The organism is Corallococcus exiguus, assembly GCF_009909105.1.
Lineage (GTDB): Bacteria > Myxococcota > Myxococcia > Myxococcales > Myxococcaceae > Corallococcus > Corallococcus exiguus.
On record NZ_JAAAPK010000004.1, the window covers coordinates 897,167 to 913,117 of the forward strand.

Annotated in this window: 16 protein-coding genes; 12 read left to right on the plus strand and 4 right to left on the minus strand. The window is 70.0% G+C overall.

All coding sequences use genetic code 11. The features are described 5' to 3' along the window. Positions 1-3: 3 nt before the first annotated feature. Together GTZ93_RS19745 and GTZ93_RS19750 are read left to right on the plus strand one after the other, a co-directional pair. Positions 4-1,242, plus strand: a complete 1,239-nt coding sequence (locus GTZ93_RS19745; RefSeq protein ID WP_120578562.1) for a DUF4388 domain-containing protein — start codon at positions 4-6, stop codon at positions 1,240-1,242. A 125-nt stretch (positions 1,243-1,367) separates the two neighbouring features. Next, positions 1,368-2,006, plus strand: a complete 639-nt coding sequence (locus tag GTZ93_RS19750; protein ID WP_120596912.1) for a hypothetical protein — start codon at positions 1,368-1,370, stop codon at positions 2,004-2,006. A gap of 205 nt (positions 2,007-2,211) precedes the next feature. On the opposite strand, the gene GTZ93_RS19755 is transcribed toward GTZ93_RS19750, so the two are convergent. Next, positions 2,212-3,822, minus strand: a complete 1,611-nt coding sequence (locus GTZ93_RS19755; protein WP_139923103.1) for a leucyl aminopeptidase — start codon at positions 3,820-3,822, stop codon at positions 2,212-2,214. Positions 3,823-3,960: 138 nt separating this feature from the next. Here GTZ93_RS19755 and GTZ93_RS19760 point away from each other — a divergent pair, with 138 nt between their 5' ends. The 3 genes from GTZ93_RS19760 (at position 3,961) to GTZ93_RS19770 (ending at position 6,244) form a co-directional block, all read left to right on the plus strand. Further along, the gene (locus GTZ93_RS19760; RefSeq protein WP_121781296.1) at positions 3,961-4,857 is read left to right on the plus strand and encodes a hypothetical protein; all 897 of its coding nucleotides are present in this window, start codon (positions 3,961-3,963) and stop codon (positions 4,855-4,857) included. 128 nt (positions 4,858-4,985) lie between these two features. Further along, a complete protein-coding gene (locus tag GTZ93_RS19765; RefSeq protein WP_120564086.1) occupies positions 4,986-5,768 on the plus strand; it encodes a sulfite exporter TauE/SafE family protein in 783 nt (260 codons plus the stop codon). After that, positions 5,765-6,244 (plus strand): hypothetical protein, encoded by a 480-nt coding sequence (locus GTZ93_RS19770; protein ID WP_233597437.1) that lies wholly within the window; start codon positions 5,765-5,767, stop codon positions 6,242-6,244. Before GTZ93_RS19765 ends, GTZ93_RS19770 begins: the two co-directional genes overlap by 4 nt. A 35-nt stretch (positions 6,245-6,279) precedes the next feature. Here GTZ93_RS19770 and GTZ93_RS19775 read toward each other — a convergent pair whose 3' ends face one another. The 3 genes from GTZ93_RS19775 to fabF form a co-directional block, all read right to left on the minus strand. After that, positions 6,280-7,149, minus strand: a complete 870-nt coding sequence (locus GTZ93_RS19775) for a tetratricopeptide repeat protein (RefSeq protein ID WP_126936261.1) — start codon at positions 7,147-7,149, stop codon at positions 6,280-6,282. A gap of 1 nt (position 7,150) precedes the next feature. Then, complete coding sequence (locus GTZ93_RS19780) at positions 7,151-8,755, minus strand: helix-turn-helix domain-containing protein (RefSeq protein WP_139921835.1); 1,605 nt, start codon at positions 8,753-8,755, stop codon at positions 7,151-7,153. A gap of 315 nt (positions 8,756-9,070) precedes the next feature. Further along, positions 9,071-10,321, minus strand: a complete 1,251-nt coding sequence (gene fabF, locus GTZ93_RS19785) for a beta-ketoacyl-ACP synthase II (protein WP_139921837.1) — start codon at positions 10,319-10,321, stop codon at positions 9,071-9,073. 81 nt (positions 10,322-10,402) lie between these two features. On the opposite strand from fabF, the gene GTZ93_RS19790 reads away from it, so the two are divergent. The 7 genes from GTZ93_RS19790 (at position 10,403) to GTZ93_RS19820 (ending at position 15,924) form a co-directional block, all read left to right on the plus strand. Continuing rightward, positions 10,403-10,927 carry a PaaI family thioesterase gene (locus GTZ93_RS19790; protein WP_139921839.1) on the plus strand — a complete coding sequence of 175 codons (525 nt, stop codon included), beginning with the start codon at positions 10,403-10,405 and terminating at the stop codon, positions 10,925-10,927. A 5-nt stretch (positions 10,928-10,932) separates the two neighbouring features. Continuing rightward, on the plus strand, positions 10,933-11,640 hold the full coding sequence (locus tag GTZ93_RS19795) for a TetR/AcrR family transcriptional regulator (RefSeq protein WP_139921841.1): 708 nt from the start codon (positions 10,933-10,935) through the stop codon (positions 11,638-11,640). A 128-nt stretch (positions 11,641-11,768) separates the two neighbouring features. Further along, on the plus strand, positions 11,769-13,181 hold the full coding sequence (locus GTZ93_RS19800; RefSeq protein WP_139921843.1) for a M61 metallopeptidase family protein: 1,413 nt from the start codon (positions 11,769-11,771) through the stop codon (positions 13,179-13,181). A gap of 94 nt (positions 13,182-13,275) precedes the next feature. Then, complete coding sequence (locus GTZ93_RS19805; protein WP_120580713.1) at positions 13,276-13,899, plus strand: YceI family protein; 624 nt, start codon at positions 13,276-13,278, stop codon at positions 13,897-13,899. Between the two features lie 61 nt (positions 13,900-13,960). Continuing rightward, positions 13,961-14,227: a hypothetical protein gene (locus tag GTZ93_RS19810; protein WP_120580712.1), complete on the plus strand. Its 267-nt coding sequence runs from the start codon at positions 13,961-13,963 to the stop codon at positions 14,225-14,227. A gap of 114 nt (positions 14,228-14,341) precedes the next feature. Continuing rightward, the gene (gene bufB, locus GTZ93_RS19815) at positions 14,342-15,190 is read left to right on the plus strand and encodes an MNIO family bufferin maturase (protein WP_139921844.1); all 849 of its coding nucleotides are present in this window, start codon (positions 14,342-14,344) and stop codon (positions 15,188-15,190) included. Further along, positions 15,187-15,924, plus strand: a complete 738-nt coding sequence (locus GTZ93_RS19820) for an HvfC/BufC N-terminal domain-containing protein (RefSeq protein WP_139921846.1) — start codon at positions 15,187-15,189, stop codon at positions 15,922-15,924. The genes bufB and GTZ93_RS19820 overlap by 4 nt, the downstream gene beginning before the upstream one ends. The last annotated feature ends 27 nt before the right edge of the window (positions 15,925-15,951 follow it).

Consider the following 15,951-nt stretch of genomic DNA (forward strand, 5'->3'; position numbering starts at 1 on the left):
GCGGTGGCGTCCAAACCCAGGGCCACGCCCCGCGTGAGCGGTGAGGCGGCTTCGCTCGAACTGGAGCGGCCGCTCGCTGCTGTCGTCTCTCCCACCCGGCCCCTTTCGGCGCACTTCCTGGCGCCGGAGGGGCTGGTGCTCCTCCCGGAATCCCACGGCGCGGCTGGCTTCTTCGCCGGCAGCCTGGGGACGCTCTCGGTCGAGGAGGTCTTCGCCCAGATTCTTTCGGGCATCCGCACCGGCCAGCTCGTCGTGCAGCACGGCACCGTGCGCCGCACGGTGGCCTTCCGCGACGGGCAGGTGGTGTTCGCCACCTCCAGCGAGCGCTGGGAGCGCCTGGGCGCGGTGATGGTGCGGCTGGGGCTGCTGACGGAAGCGCGGCTTACCCAGGCGCTGGCGCAGGTGACGCCCGCGCGCCGCATTGGCCAGGTGCTCACGTCGCAGGGGCTTGTCTCCGAGGCCAGCCTCTACAGCGCCATGACGTTCGTGGTGCGCGAAGTGGTGCTCAACCTCTTCGAGATGGTGGAGGGCAGCTTCCTCTTCCTGGAGTCGAAGTCCCCCGCCGTGGACGCGGTGAAGCTGCCGGAGCGCACGCGCGACCTGGTGCTCACCGGCATCAAGCGCGCGGAGGAGACGGGCCGCCTGCGCCGCCGCTTCCCGGACGACATGCGCGTGACGCCCGGCCCCCAGGGCGCGCTGCCCGGCGAGGAGGCCCTGTTCGCGAAGCTGGGCGAGGGCACGACGCTGGGCGCGCTCCGGGCCGCCTACGCGGGCAGCCAGTACGCCTTCTACAGCGGCGTGGAGGAGGCGGTGCGCGGCGGCCACCTGTCCGTGCAGGCCGCGGAGGCGCCTCCTGTTCCAGGTCCCGCGGTGGAGGGCATGGCCTGGGAGCTGTTGTCCGCGGAGGAGCGCTACAACCTCCTCCTGTCGCTGGTGCACCGCGCGCTGCGCGAGGCGGGCCGCGACGTGGACCTGCTGCGCGGCTTCGTGGAGTCGCCGCCGCCCGGACTGGAGGAGGCCTACCAGGGCGTCACGCTGGGGCCGGACGGACGGGTGGACGTGGCCCGGCTGCGCGCCAACGTGTCCACCAGCGGCGGCGAGGCGGTGGGCCGGGCGATGGCGCTGGAGGCGCTGGACGCGTTCGTGTCCTACGCGCTGTTCTCCGCGCGCAACGTGCTGCCGGCGGACGTAGCCGAGCGGCTGGCCAACACCTATCGCACCCTCCAGGGCGGCCTGTCGTAAGGCCGCTCCCGGGCGCGAAGTTTCCACCGTCTGACAGCACACACCGCCCCCGTGTGCCCCTGGCGGGCCCGGAGGTGGGTGTCCACGTTCCTCCCCACGGCTGGCTGCTGGCGGGGGACGAGCACATGGGCGCGATGCGGATGTTGGGTTGGGGTGTGCTTCTGCTGAGCACTGCGTGTGGCGCGTCCCGGACGGCGGTGACGAAGGCGGAGCCCGGCACGGGTGGTTCCGGCATGGCGTCGGATGAGTCCGCTATCGCGTCCACCACGCGGCGCTACGTGGACGAGGACCTGGGCTTCGAAATCATCCGGCCCACGGCGGAGTGGCAGCTGGATGAGACGAACGAGCGCACCCCGGAGGGGCTGGCGATTCCCGTCATCCTGCGCCACCGCGTGACGGGCGCGCAGGTGGTGCTGCAGGTGGCGCCCGGCGTGGCCACGCCCGTGCAGTTCGCGGAGCGGCTGACGCAGGGGCTGCGCCAGCAGCCGGGCTTCACCACCACGGATCCGCAGCCCATCGCGCTGTCGGACAACGCGGTGGGATTCGACTTCCAGGTGGGCGAGGGCGTGCGCGGCAAGGTGGCCGTGCGCGAGGGCAACTCCGGCCGCGTGCTGATGATGCTGGCCACCTGGCCCACGGAGGCCACCGCTGGCATCACGGAGAGCGTGGACGCCCTGATGGCGGGCGTCCGTCCACTCCCGGAGCCGAGCGTGGCGGTGCGGGCACCCAGCGCGCCTGAAAAAGAGCCCGGCGACCCGCGCTAGCTGGCGCGAGGAATCGGGCTTCAAGGCTCCACGCGGATGCCCGCGCGGAGCCCGGCGACGCTGCGCAAAGGACTCCACGCAGAGCCCGGAGGCTCCGCGAAGGACTCCGCGCGGAGCCCGGCGACGCTCCGCGAAGGACTACTCCATGCGGAGTTCGGTGACGCTCCGCGAAGGACTCCACGCGGGCCCCAGCGGCTCCACGGGACTACGCGCGGGCCGGCTTGCCCTTGGTGGCCTTCGGAGCCTTGGCGGCCTTCGCGGGCGCCTCGGCCTTGGTGGGCTCCGGCTGCGAGGCGATGCGCGCGGCCTGCTGGCGGACCAGCTCCACCAGCGTGCGCGCGCCCACGCCCGTGCCGCCTTTGTTGAGGTAGCCGCGCTCCTTGGGGCTGTTGGACGGACCGGCGATATCCAGGTGCACCCAGGGCGTGTCGCCCACGAACTCCTTGAGGAAGAGGGCCGCGTTGATGGCGCCGCCCCAGCGCTCGCCGGAGTTCTTCATGTCCGCCACGTCGGAGCGCAGCGCGTCCTTCTGCAGGTCGCTGACGGGCAGGCGCCACATCTCCTCGCCCGCGGCGCGCGCGGCGGTGAGCACGCTGTTCACCGTGTCGTCGTCGTCGCCGAAGGCGCCCACGATGTAGCTGCCCAGCGCCACCATGCACGCGCCCGTGAGCGTCGCCAGGTCGATGATGGCGGACGGCTCGTGCTCGCCGGCCCAGGTGAGCATGTCACCCAGCACCAGGCGGCCTTCCGCGTCCGTGTTGGTGATCTCCACCGTCTTGCCGGAGCGCGCGGTGAGGATGTCACCGGGCTTGTACGCCGTGCCGGACGGCATGTTCTCGCACGCTCCGATGAAGGCGTGCACGGGGAAGGGCGGCTTCACCACGGAGCCGATGACCTTCATCGCGGCCAGCACCGCGGCGGAGCCCGCCATGTCCGTCTTCATCTCCACCATGCCCTCGGTGGGCTTGAGCGACAGGCCGCCCGAGTCGAACGTGATGGCCTTGCCCACCAGTGCCAGCGGGGCGCGCTTCGCGTCCTTCGCGTTCTTCGGCGTGTAGACCAGGTGGATGAGCCGCGGCTCCTGCACGCTGCCGGCGGTGACGCCCAGGAACATGCCCATGTTCAGGCGCTCAATCTCCTTGCGCGCGCCAATCTCCGCGGTGAGCCCGCCTTCCTTGGCGGCCTGCTGCGCGGCCTGCGCCAGCTTCGTGGGCGTCACCACGTTGGGGGGCTCGTTGACCAGGTCGCGCGCCCAGTTGACGGCCTCCGCCAGCTTGAGGCCCAGGTGGAGCGCGTCATCCAGCGCGCGCGACTTCTCCGTGCCCTCCGGCAGGGACAGCGTGGCGCGGTTCAGCTTGGGGGCGCCCTTGTCCTCGCGCGCGGAGGACTTGTACTTGTCGAAGCGGTAGACGCCCAGCTCCAGGCCCTCCACCACCGCGCGCACGGCCAGCGCCGCGTCGTCCGTGGCGGGCACGCGGAAGCCGATGGCGGTGGACTTCAGCCGCTGCGCCGTCTTCGCCGCGCGGCCCGCGGCCAGCCGCAGCACCTCCGGCTGGAAGCGCGCGCGGTTGCCCAGGCCCAGGAGCAGGACGCGGTCCGCGCCCAGCTTCCCCAGCGTGTGCACGAGGAAGGACTGGTCCACCTTGCCCTTGAAGCCCTCCTGGGTGGCGGCGGCGCGCAGCTTGCCGTCCAGCGCCGCATCCGCGGCCGTCAGCGGCGCGGGGGCGGCATCACCCAGCTCGCCCTCGAAGAGGGGGATGACGAGCAGCTCACCGCTCACCGGCGCGGCTTCACCGGAGACGAGACTGAATTGCATGGCGACTTGGACTCCTGGACAGAGGGAGGGGGTGATCCGAGGGGCGCGACTGTAGACGCGCCGCGTGTTGCTCGCAAAGCGCTGGTTGCCACTCGGGCATTGCAATGCCCCTGCGCGCTGGATAGCTGTGCACTCCCAATGCCCACCCTGTTGCTGCATCTGACGGCCATCGAACGGTTGGCGGCCCACCCGGACGGGCTCCCCGCCGACTGGGTGCGCGCGCTGTCGGAGGACCTGCCGTACGCGCGCTTTGGCGCGGCGCTGCCGGACCTGCCGCTGTGCGCCGGCGTGCGCGGGGGCCTGGGCGTGATGATGCAGCCAGAGGCCGGCTGGCCCCCCTTCGCGCGGCTGTATCACGAGCGCGCCCCGGTGGGCCTGGGCCTGAAGATGGCGGAGCTCGTCGCCTCGGGCGCCCTCGTGGGCACGGAGGCGGGCCTGGCCATCCTCGCGGGGTATTTCACCCACCTGAGCCTGGACCGGCGCCTCCACCCGCTGGTGGACCAGCTGGTGCTGCGCTACCGCCGCAAGGGTGAGCGGGCCTCGGACGCACGGCGTCAGGTGGAGTGGGCCCAGACGCTCTTCTTCCTGCGCCAGCAGGACGGCACGGATGGCGTGGGCACCGCCCGCATCCGCGAGAAGTTCCAGGTGGTGAAGAGCTCTGGCATCCCGCTGCGAGGCATTGGCCGGGGCATCTACGAGCTGGTGCGCCTGGCGTCGCAGGACCGCGTGGGGCAGGCCCCCACCAAGGCGGAGCTGGACGGCTGGGTGCGCGGTCTCTACGTCTCCGGGCTCTTCCTCTCCAGTCCGCTCGGCCGCACACGGGCCCTCCCGGCGTACTCGCAGCTCTCCTTCCAGGAGCTGTACCGCAATGATCACTTTGACTTCGCGGTGGAACTGGACGCCGCGCTGGAGGTGACGCGCGGGCTGCTTCGAAAACTGCACGGCTACATGGCGCGCGGCACCTACACGCCGCGCACGCGCGCGCGGTTCATGGAGGAGTTTCCAGAGGGCACGCTGGGCGCCACCGCCGCGTAGTGAACGGATCCGTACGGCCCGCGTCTCGGGCCTGTGTTCGCGTGCAGGGCATCCAGCCGATCGAGCAGGTTGCCCTCCGGGGCGTGGCGCTATCCGAAGCGGGGAGTGCCTCCTATCCTCGATAGGGAATGACGGTCTTGCTCCTCATGGCGGCGGGTGTGTTGGCGGGTGGGCTGGGGGCGCTCCTGGGCATCGGGGGCGGCATCGTCCTGGTCCCCGTGCTCGTGTTGGGTTTCGGAATCCCACTGGAGCAGGCCGTCCCCGCGAGCCTGATGTGCGTGGTGGCCAACTCCTGCGCCGCCGCCGCCAGCTACGTGGAGAACAAACTGAGTGACCTGCGGCTGGGGCTCACCCTGGAGCTGGCGACGGTGATGGGCGCCATCGTCGGGGGGCTGGTGGCGGCCTTTGTCGCGGAGGCGATGGTGGCCGTGGTGTTCGGCCTCTTCACGCTCTTCGTGGCGCTGCAGATGCTGCTGATGCGCCGCCCCGTCCAGGAGCCCGCGACGGCGGCCAACTACGAGCCCGGCAACTACCCGCTGGGCATCTCCGGCTCTTTCGTGGCGGGTGGGCTGTCCGCGCTGCTGGGCGTGGGCGGTGGCCCGCTGAAGGTGCCGCTGATGACCTACGGCATGCGCGTGCCCTTCAAGGTCGCCAGCGCCACCAGCAACCTGATGGTGGGCGTCACCGGCGCGGCCAGCGTCGCGGCCTACGCGTGGCGCGGCCAATTGAATCTGGGGCTCGTGGCGCCGTTGGTCGTAGGGGTGCTGGGCGGCGCGTCCGTGGGCAGCAAGCTGATGCTGAGGACTCCGACCGCGGTGCTCAAGAAGCTCTTCGCGGCGGTCCTGTTGATTGTGGCCGGACAGATGTTGTGGAAGGGAGGGGAGGGGTTGTGGCCGAGCGTATGGAAATGAGTGAAGCGGAGCCTGAGCTACCCGGTGTCCACCCGTCGATGATGGTGCCGGAGGCAGGACCCCCACGTCGCAACGTGCAGGCGACGTCGGTGGCGTTGGACGCGGAGTTCCACGAGGAACTCCCGCAGGAACCCATCACCCAGCCGGAGGTGCTCCCACGCGAGCGCCGGGGGGCCCGGAGGCTCGCAGCCGGGGAACGATGGATTGCCCGCATGCTGCGCACCGGGGCCATCACCAGTGGGGCCATGTTCGTCACGTCGCTCGGGCTGGAGTTATTGCCGCGCGACGAGTCCGTGCACGTGGCCATCGACCTGTTGCGCAAGGGCGCGGCGTCCATGCTGCTGGTGACGCCGGTGGCACGGCTGGCGATGGCGGGGACGTTGTTGGGCCTGCGCGGCGAGTGGCGTTACGCCGCCATCGCCGCGGGCGTCATCGGGTTGCTCGCGCTGGCGGTGGGCGCGGGCTTCCAGGCCTGAACCGGAGTCAGACGCAATGAAGACCGCGCGCGGGGCTACACGCCGCGCGCGGCGAAGTGCGCGAGGACGTTCTTCACCTTCGCCACTTCATCGTGCTGCTTGAGGTCCTCGTACATGGGCAACACCGCCTCGAACTGCTCGCGGGCCGCGGCGTAGTCCTGGAGGTAGTAGCAGGACAGCCCCAGGTCCCAGCGCGCGCGGGCCTCGTAGACGTGGTCGTGCAGCTCGCCGTACACGTCCACCGCGCGCAGCAGGTGCGGCCGCGCGTTGTCGTGGTGGCCCAGCAGGCCTTCGGACTCGCCCAGCAGCAGGTGCCCCAGCGCGAGCGCCTCCGCGTCCTCGCCCTGCTCCAGGAGCGGCACGGCCTCCAGGAAGCGCTTGCGGGCGGGCTCGTACTCGCCCTTGGCCATGCGCAAATCGCCAATGTCCAGGAGCAGCCGCGCGATGCGCTCACTGTTGCGCGTCTGGCGGTAGAGGATGAGCGCCTCCTGGTACTTCTCCTCGGCGCCGTCGACCTCGCCCATGGCGCGCAGGGACTCGCCGATGCAGGCGCGGGAGAGTGCCTCGCCCTCGCGGTCGCGCGCCTCGTTGAAGAGCAGGGCGGCGGTGGCCATGTGCTCGATGGCGCTCTTGTGATCCTCGAAGTAGGCCTTCACCACGCCCAGGCCGAAGAGCGCCTGTGCCTGACCGGGCTTGTTGCCCGCGGTCTTGAAGAAGCCGAAGGCCTCCTCGTAGTGCTCGCGGCTCGCCGCGTGGTCCTCCAGCATGCCGTACAGCTCCGCCAGCGCCACCAGGCCCTGGCCCACTTCCGAGGGCGAGCCGGTGATGCGCAGCGGGGCGAGCGCGTTCTTCTGCTTCTGGATGGCGTCTGCGATGTGGGCGCGTTCGTTGTCGGACGGGTGCATGTCAGTTCTCGTGAACCTTGCGGCGGCGGGCGCCCCTGTCCAGCGAATCGTGCTTCTCGCCGCCTTCAGCGCCGTTGCCATCGGGCTCGGCGTTTCCGTTGCGCTCGGCCTTCTCCTTCTCGTGGACCAGCAGCGGGGAGAAGAAGCAGTCCTTCTTCGTGTACTCGTCGAAGGCGAACGCGAAGCGGTAGCTGGCGGCCGCGCGCTGGTTGCAGTCCGTGCGCTCGCAGAAGCGGCAGGAGATGCCGCTGGGGATGGCGTCCTTGCGCAGGTCGTTGGTGGGCAGGCCGTACGCCAGGTACTTGGCGTTCTCCGCGTGCGTGCCCAGGCCGATGGAGTACGCCGTGCCCTTCACGATGGAGCCTTCAATGGGCTGCAGCTGCACCTTCGCGAAGCAGAAGTACGTCGTGCCGTCCGGCATGATGGAGTACTGCCGGGTAATCTGGGACGGGTTGAGGAACGCCAGGTGCACCGCCCACTTCGCGCAGGAGCCGCCGCCGGACGCGAAGCGGATGCCGGTGCCGCTGTAGCGCTTGGAGATGTTCCCCGCGATGTCCGCGCGCAGGAAGTGGAAGGGCAGGCCCTGTCGCTTGGGGTCGGACAGGTTGCAGATGCGGTGGGCCACCGTCTCGTAGGTGGTGCCGAAGATGTTGGAGAGCAGCTCCACGTCGTAGCGCGTGCGCTGCACCTCCTTGAAGAACTCGCCGTAGGGCAGCATCAACGCGCCGGCGAAGTAGTTCGCCAGGTTGACCTTGATGAGGCGCTCCGTCTCCCCGTGCCGCATGCGTCCGGCGCCCAGGATGCGCTCCACCAGCTTCTCGCGGTCCATCACCATCAGGCCAATGGACGCGGCCACCTGGAACTTCAGCGGCTGCTCCGTGAGGTCCGGTGACAGCGTGAGCGTGCGCGTGTCCAGGTCCAACCGGCGCACCACGGACGAGCCGCTGGCCGCGCGCTCAATCTGCACCTTGAAGTCGAACCGCTCCTCCAGCATGCGGATGAGGTTGCTGCTGGTGAGCTGCTGCTCCAGGCGGAAGTCGCGGCGCAGTCCCTCCGCCTGCTCCTCCAGCTCCGGGAAGTAGTTGCGGTGCTTCTCCAGGAAGTCGCTGACCTCGTCGAAGGGCGAGTAGTCGAAGCGCACGCCCGGCGTGTTGCCCAGACCGGAAGGGGAGCCCTGCGTGCGCGTGCGCTCCTCCACATTGAGCTGCGCGAGCACGTTCTCCAGCTGCGTGCGCGTGTTCTTGTAGAGGTTGAACAGCGCGGCGACGGTGCCGGCCAGCTTCGGCTCCGCGGACAGCGACTGGAGCGACTCCGAGTCGATGTCCAGGCTCTTGAGCAGCGGTTCATCCAGCAGCTTCGCCAGGGCCTCGTCCACGCGGCCTTCGCCCAGCGTGGACATGAACTGCTCGGGGTCCTGCTCGAAGTAGCGCAGCGCCTTCCACAAGAGCGGGAAGGGCATCACGCGCTTGCCCTTTTCGATGAGGTTCAAGTACGCGGGCGAGACACCCAGGTCCTTCGCGGCGTCCGCCTGCTTGATGTTGCGTTGCAAGCGCAGGCCTCGAAGCTTCAGCCCCACGTTCGCGTTCAGCGCGTTGTCGTTGTTCATGGCTCCAACCCCCGGCGGGCCGCGTCAGGAGGCGCGCTCCGACACCGGGTCTCTGGATCCACTCTGCAAATCGATTTACCGATTTGCAATCAACGTTTTTGGATCGCCGCAGCGCTGTCCCGCAGGCGACGCGCGAAGGGTTGACTGCCTCCACCCTGGCCTTCCAGGGACGTAATCTCATGTAATCACAGGGCTTTCAGGCGGTCCCGGTGTGCGGCGACGGCGCCCGTGTACCGCGCTGTCAACCCTTGACTGACGCGGTGCGGCGGGGCTGGGGAAAAGTCAGTAAAAAAGCGCCAGATTATTTACAGCGACTCAGTGGGCTTCCGGGACCCGCTGAAAGATGATCGCGACGTTGGTGCCGCCGAAGCCGAAGGAGTTGCTCATGACGGCGTTCACGCGGGCCTCGCGGGCGGTGTTGGGCACGCAGTCCAGCGGGATGCGCGGATCCTGATTCTCCAGGTTGATGGTGGGGGGCAGCACACCGCGCGTGAGGGCGAGGATGCTGATGACGGCCTCGGCGGCGCCGGCCGCGCCGTTCATGTGGCCCGTCATGGACTTGGTGGAGGAGATGGCGAGCGACTTCGCCGCGTCGCCGAACACCTTCGCGATGCCCTCCGTCTCCAGCAGGTCGCCGATGTCCGTCGAGGTTCCGTGGGCGTTGAGGTAGCCGATGTCCGCGGGGGCCATGCGCGCATCCTTCAGGGAGGCCTTCATCGCGCGTTGGGCGCCCTCGTGGCCGGGCGCGGGCGAGGTGACGTGGTAGGCGTCGGAGCTGGCGCCATAGCCCACGAGCTCCGCGAGGATGCGGGCTCCCCGGGCGCGGGCGTGCTCGTACTCCTCCAGGATGAGGATGGCCGCGCCTTCCGCGAGCACGAAGCCGTCGCGGTCCTTGTCGAACGGGCGGCTCGCGGCCTGGGGCGCGTCGTTGCGGTTGGACAGGGCCTTCATCGCGGCGAAGCCGCCCACGCCCAGCATGGAGATGGGGGCCTCCGCGCCGCCCGCGAGCGCCACGTCGAACTCGCCGCGCTGGATGCCGCGCATCGCTTCACCGATGGCGTGCGCGCTGGTGGAGCACGCGGAGTTGGTGGCCCAGGACGGGCCCTTGATGCCGTGGCGCATGGAGATGTAGCCGGGCGCCATGTTGATGATCATCTGGAGGATGAAGAAGGAGCTGATGCGGTCCGGCCCCTTCTCCAGCGCCTTGCGGTGCGTCTCCTCCAGGCTGCTGAGACCGCCGATGCCGGAGCCGATGACGGCCGCCACGCGCTCCGCGTTCTGTTCGGTGATGACCAGCCCGGAGTCCTCGAGGGCCATGTCCGAAGCGGCCACCGCGAACTGCGCGAAGCGGTCCATGCGGCGCACCTCGCGCCGTTCGATGTAGTCCTCCGGGTTGAAGCCCTTCACCTCACCGGCGAAGCGGCAGTCCAGCGCGCTCGCGTCGAACAGGGTGATGGGCCCCACGCCGCTGCGGCCGTTCACCAGCGCGTCCCAGCTCTTCTCCACGCCGATGCCACAAGGGCTGATGAGCCCCATTCCCGTCACGACGACGCGTCGCTGTTCCATCGCGCACTCCTTGACCCTGTTCGTTGAACCGGGATGGTATTATGACCATCCTTCCATGAGTTCAAGCCCAAGGGGGCCCCGATGAGCGAGCAGGCAGACAGTCCGCGCATGCGGACGGTGACGTGGCGGGACCCGAAGGAGGGCGCTTCCGCGGCGAAGAAGCTGTCCGGGCTGGAGTACCTGCGCGCCATCCAGCGCGGTGAGCTGCCGGCGCCGCCCATCGCGGAGCTGATGGGCTTCACTCCCGTGGAGGTGGAGGAGGGCCGGGTGGTGTTCGCGGTGAAGCCGGGCGAGCACCACTACAATCCCATTGGCATGGTGCACGGCGGGCTGGCCGCGACGCTGATGGACTCCGCCATGGGATGCGCCATCCACACGATGCTGCCGGTGGGCGCGGGCTACACGACGCTGGAACTGCACGTGAACTACGTGAAGGGCATTGCCCACGACACGGGGCAGCTGTTCTGCAAGGGCGAGGTCATCCACCTGGGCGGCCGCGTGGCGACGGCGCAGGGCCGGCTGGTGGACGAGAAGGGCACTCTCTACGCGCACGGCACGACGACGTGCATGGTGTTCCGGCCGCCGGGCGCGGGCGGCAAGGAGTAGGGGCGATGCGCTACACCGCTGAACACAAGCAGGCCACGCACGCGCGCATCCTCGCGGCGGCGGAGAAGCTGTTCCGCGCGGAGGGCTTCAGCGGTGCGAGCGTGGAGCGGGTGATGCGGGCCGCGGGCCTGACGGTGGGCGGCTTCTACGCCCACTTCACCTCCAAGGAGTCGCTGCTCGCGGAGTCCCTGCGCGCCTTCATGACGGCGCGCAGGACGCCCTGGCTCGCGGGGCTGGAGGCGGCGCGGGGCCCCGTGTTCCTGGATCGCTTCGCGCGGCGCTACCTGGATCAATTCAACCGGGACACGGGCGACACGACCTGCATGATGCCGTCGCTCCTGTCGGATCTGACGCGCGCGGCGCCGGAGGTGCAGGCCGCGTTCGGCCAGGGGCTGGAGGACCTGGTGGGCCAGGCCCAGACGCACCTGCCCCCGCGTGAGGGCGCCACGCCCCGGCAGCAGATGCTGGCCACGGTGGCGCTGTGCTTCGGCGCGATGACGCTCGCGCGGGCCACCGCGTCCCAACCGCTGGCGGCAGAGATTCTGGATGCGGCTCGCGCGCTGCTCGTCGCGGGGGCTCCCGTGGAGGGGGAGGGGAGCGCCACGAACGTTGCGCCTCGCGCGCACGCGGCTCCGCGGAGGGTTCCTGCCTCGCGCGAGAAGGCGCCTTCCCGGAAGCGCCGTGCTGGCTCCGCGCGCAAGAAGCCCCTCTGAGCGGACGTCCTGCCGACATGTGTTCCTGGTGCGTCGGCATTCCGGGCTGGACGGCATGGGGTCCACCGTGGAGTCCTTCTGCGCGGACCTTGAACTGCGGGGATGAAGTGGGCGCATGGAAGAAGTGGGTGGCTCGCGCGTGGCTGCTGAGCCTTGCGCTCACGCTGGGCGCATGTGCCTCCGCGCCGCTTTCGTCCCCCTGGGACGAGGCAGTTCCCCTCCGCTACAACATCCTCTACACGCAGGACCCCACGCCGCGTTTGAACGTGGAGGTCTTCCTTCCTCGGAAGTTTCCGCGCGAGTTCCTCTTCCGGCAGCCGGGGCGGGTGGAGTCCCTGTTCGTCACGGACGAGGTCGGCACCCGCTTCGACGTCTTCCCCAAGAACGGAGTGGTGCAGGTTCCCGAGGGGACACGCTTCATCCGCTACCACTACCCGTTGACCACCTCCTCACAAGGAGGAGGCGGCAGGCACCTGTTCGGAGGCATGGGAGAAGGGGACACGTGGCACGTGGCCGGCAAGGCCTACTTGCTGACCCCCAGCCGCGTGACGGCCGACCTGCGCGTGGACGTCACCGCGTCTGGCGCGGACGTGCTCCTGCCATGGACCCCCGGAGACAACGGCGTCTACCACCTGCGCGGCGAGGACCTCATCGACGCGGGCTTCCATTCCTTCGGTGGCAGGCGGTGCGAGGCGCATGTCGGAGCCTCCGTGATGGAGGTCGCCCTGCTGGGCCGCTTCACGCACCTGACGGACGCGGACCTCTGCGCGTGGCTTGAACAGGCCGGGCGCGAGGTGGTCACCGTGCGCAAGTCCTTCCCGTACCCGCGCATCACCGTGCGCGTGTTGCCAGTGCCCGGTGATGCCACGCCCGGAGTCTTCGGGATGACCTTGTGGAGCGCTCCGCCCAGCATCTCCATCCTCGTGGGCCAGGACGCCACCGCCGCGTCCTTCGCGAAGGACTGGGTCGCCGTCCACGAGATGCTGCACCTGACGCATCCGGCGTTGGTGCCCCGGGAGGCCTGGCTCACCGAGGGCCTGGCCACCTACTACACGGAGCTCGCCCGCGCGCGCTCCGGACGCCAGACGGCCCGGCAGGCCTGGCGGGAGCTGACGAACGGCTTCGCGCGAGGCCAGGCCGCCTCGGGCTCACGCACCATGAAGGAGGTCGTCGCCGAGGAGCGGAACTACATGGGCATCTACTGGACCGGCGCGCTCTTCGCGCTGCACCTGGACGTGGAGCTGCGCCGCGTGACGGAAGGTCGCGCACGTCTGGAAGATGTGTTGGAGCTGCTCGCCACGCGCGGCCCCACCGCGACGCTTGCCAGCTTTGGCGACGCCGTGGACACGGTCGCGGGCCAGCCGCTGTTCGGTGCGCTGCTCGCCCGCCATCTGCCGAAGCCCGCCTTCTCCGAACTGGCCCCCTTGCTGGAGAACCTGGGCGTCCGAATTGACCCAGGCGGCGTCACGCTCCATGCTGCGCCGGGCAGTGGGTGGCGTGAGGCACTGGATGGCGAGCGGACCCCGGACGACGCGGGGTGAACACCTGGAGAAGAGAAAGGGCCGTAACCGATTCCCGGTTGTCGCGTATCGCATGCATCCGCGAGGTTCGCGGCATCCGTAGATGAGGTCCGCCATGTTCCGCAGCGTCCTGATGCTCGCCGCCACCCTGTCGCTGTCCGCGTCCGCCGCGGAGCCCGCGGCTTCCGACAAGCACTTCGTCTTCCGTGATCCGAACAGCCGCGACACGGTGATGTTCGTGCTGGACGCGCCGCTGGAGGTCATCAACGGCCTGTCCAACCAGGTGACGGGCCGCGTGGACGTGCAGGGGCAGAAGGCCAGCGGCCGCTTCCAGGTGCCGGTGAAGTCCATCAAGACGGGCAACGAGACGCGCGACGGCCACCTGCAGAACGACCGCTGGCTGGACGCGGCGAAGCACCCGGACATCGTCTTCGAGTTCAAGGACGTGGCCCTGCCCGCGCCGCTCGCCAACGCGAAGCCGGTGGTGCTCAAGACGAAGGGCACCTTCACGATTCACGGCATCACGCGCGAGGAGCCCGTGGAGGTAACGGCCACGTACCTCCAGGAGACCGCCGAGACGAAGAACCGCGCCGCGGGCGAGCTCTTGCGCGTGCGCGCGAAGTTCCAGATTCCCCTGGAGGCCTACGGCATCCAGCGCACCGAAGCGCTGCTGCTGAAGGTAGGCGAGCGGGCCGAAGTCACCGTCGACGCCTGGGGCTCCACGCAGTTCAAGCCGTAGCGGTCGTTGTCGGCAGTTCCCCCCGTAGTCACACCCCACGCGGTACGAAAGGAAGCAACACATGAACGTCAAGGCTCTCGCGGCGGTCGTCGGCACCCTGTCCCTCGGCGCGCTGGCCACCGGCTGTGCGTCCAACAAGGCGGCGGAGGGCAGCAAGGTGCACGCCGCCTCGCCGGGCGCGGCGGAAGGCGCCGAGGCCAGCTGCAGCAACAAGCCCGCCGACGCGGCTGCTCCCGCCGCCGCCCCCGCCGCGGCCCCGGAGAAGGGCGCGGAGGGCTCCTGTGGCGCCGGCTCCTGCGGCGCTGGCTCCTGCAGCGGCAAGAAGTAGTCATCGCTTCGGGAGGGCCTGCGTGACAGGTCTCCTCCCAGGCTCGCGGGCGGCGGGAAGAGTCCTTCCTGCCGCCCGTGTTGTTTTCACCTGTCGCACGTGAAGGAGCGCCGCATGCCGTCCCCCCGTTACGCAGACCGCCATGGATTGAAGCCGCTGGGGGCGGGCATCGGGTTGCGCCGCGACTTCTACGAAGCGCTGCCGCGCACGCCGCGCGCGCTGGACTGGGTGGAGATCATCCCGGAGAACTTCCTCTCGCTGGGCGGCCGCTCCCAGCGCGCCCTGGACGCGTGCCGCGAGCGCTGGACGCTGCTGCCGCATGGCGTGGGCCTCAACATCGGCGGGCCGGACGCGCTGGATGACGACTACGTCACCCGCCTGGCCGCGCTGGTGAAGCGGCTGGACGCGCCGTTCTTCTCCGACCACCTGTGCTACTCGCGGCTGGGCGGCGTGCACCTGCATGACCTGCTGCCGCTGCCCTTCACGGAGGCCGCGGTGGAGCACGTGGTGCCGCGCGTGCGCGAAGTCATGGCGCGCGTGGAGCGCCCCTTCCTGCTGGAGAACCCCAGCTACTACGCGGCCATGCCGGGCGGCACGCTGAAGGAGGCGGACTTCCTGCGCCAGGTGGTGGAGGCCGCGGACTGCGGGCTGCTCCTGGACGTGAACAACGTCTGGGTCAACGCGCGAAACCACGGCTACGACCCGCGCGCCTTCGTGGACGCGCTGCCCCTGGAGCGCGTGGTGCAGGTGCACCTGGCCGGCCACGACAAGCGCGAGACGGTCCTCATCGACACGCACGGCGACCGCGTCTGCGACGACGTGTGGGCGCTGTACCGCTACACGCTGGAGCGCACCGGCCCCGTGTCCACGCTGATGGAGTGGGACCAGGCCATCCCGTCCCTGGACGCCGTGCTGGACGAGGCGGACCGGGCGCGCGCCGTGCTCGCGGAGGGTGCGCGATGAAGGCGTCGCTGAAGCACTTCTTCGACAGCATGGATGCGTACCTCGCCGGGCCCCCTGGCGCGGAGGGGCTGTTGAAGCTGTCCGCGTCGCACCCGGGCTGGGACGTGGATCCGGAGCGCATGGCGCTCTATGGCCAGTTCGTGCGCGGCCACGTGCGCTCCACGCTGGAGAAGCTCTTCCCGCTGACGCGCAAGGCGGTGGCGCCGGAAGCGTGGGACGCGCTGGTGGACGGCTACACCCGCACGCGGCCCGCGCGGCACTACGAGCTCAACCGCCTGGGCGAGGGCTTCGCGCCCTTCGTCTCGGACGCCGCCGACGCGAAGGGGCTTCCGCCGTTCCTGCCCGCGCTCGCGCGCTTCGAGTGGACGGACTTCGCGGTGTTCGCCTCCGAGGAGGACCTCCCGGACGCCGTCGAGCGCCTGACGCCCAACCCCACGCTCACGGTGCTGGAGCTGCCCTACCGGCTCTGCGCGTTCATGCGGGCCCGGGGCGCGGAAGCAGTGCCGGCGGAAGGCGAGGAGCTGGCGCTGCTCTGGCGCCACCCAGAGCGGCTGATGACCTTCTACATGGAGGCCACGCCGCCCGCGCTGCTGGTGCTGAAGATGGCCGTGGAGGGCCTGTCGGAAGAGGCCGTCGTCCAGGCCACCGGCATGTCCGCCGCGGACCTCCACGCGGAGGTGGTGCGCTTCGCGAAGGACGGCCTGGTGCTGGCTCCGGCAGCCCGTATTCATTGAAGAACCTGTTGTCTTCCGAGCGGTTTC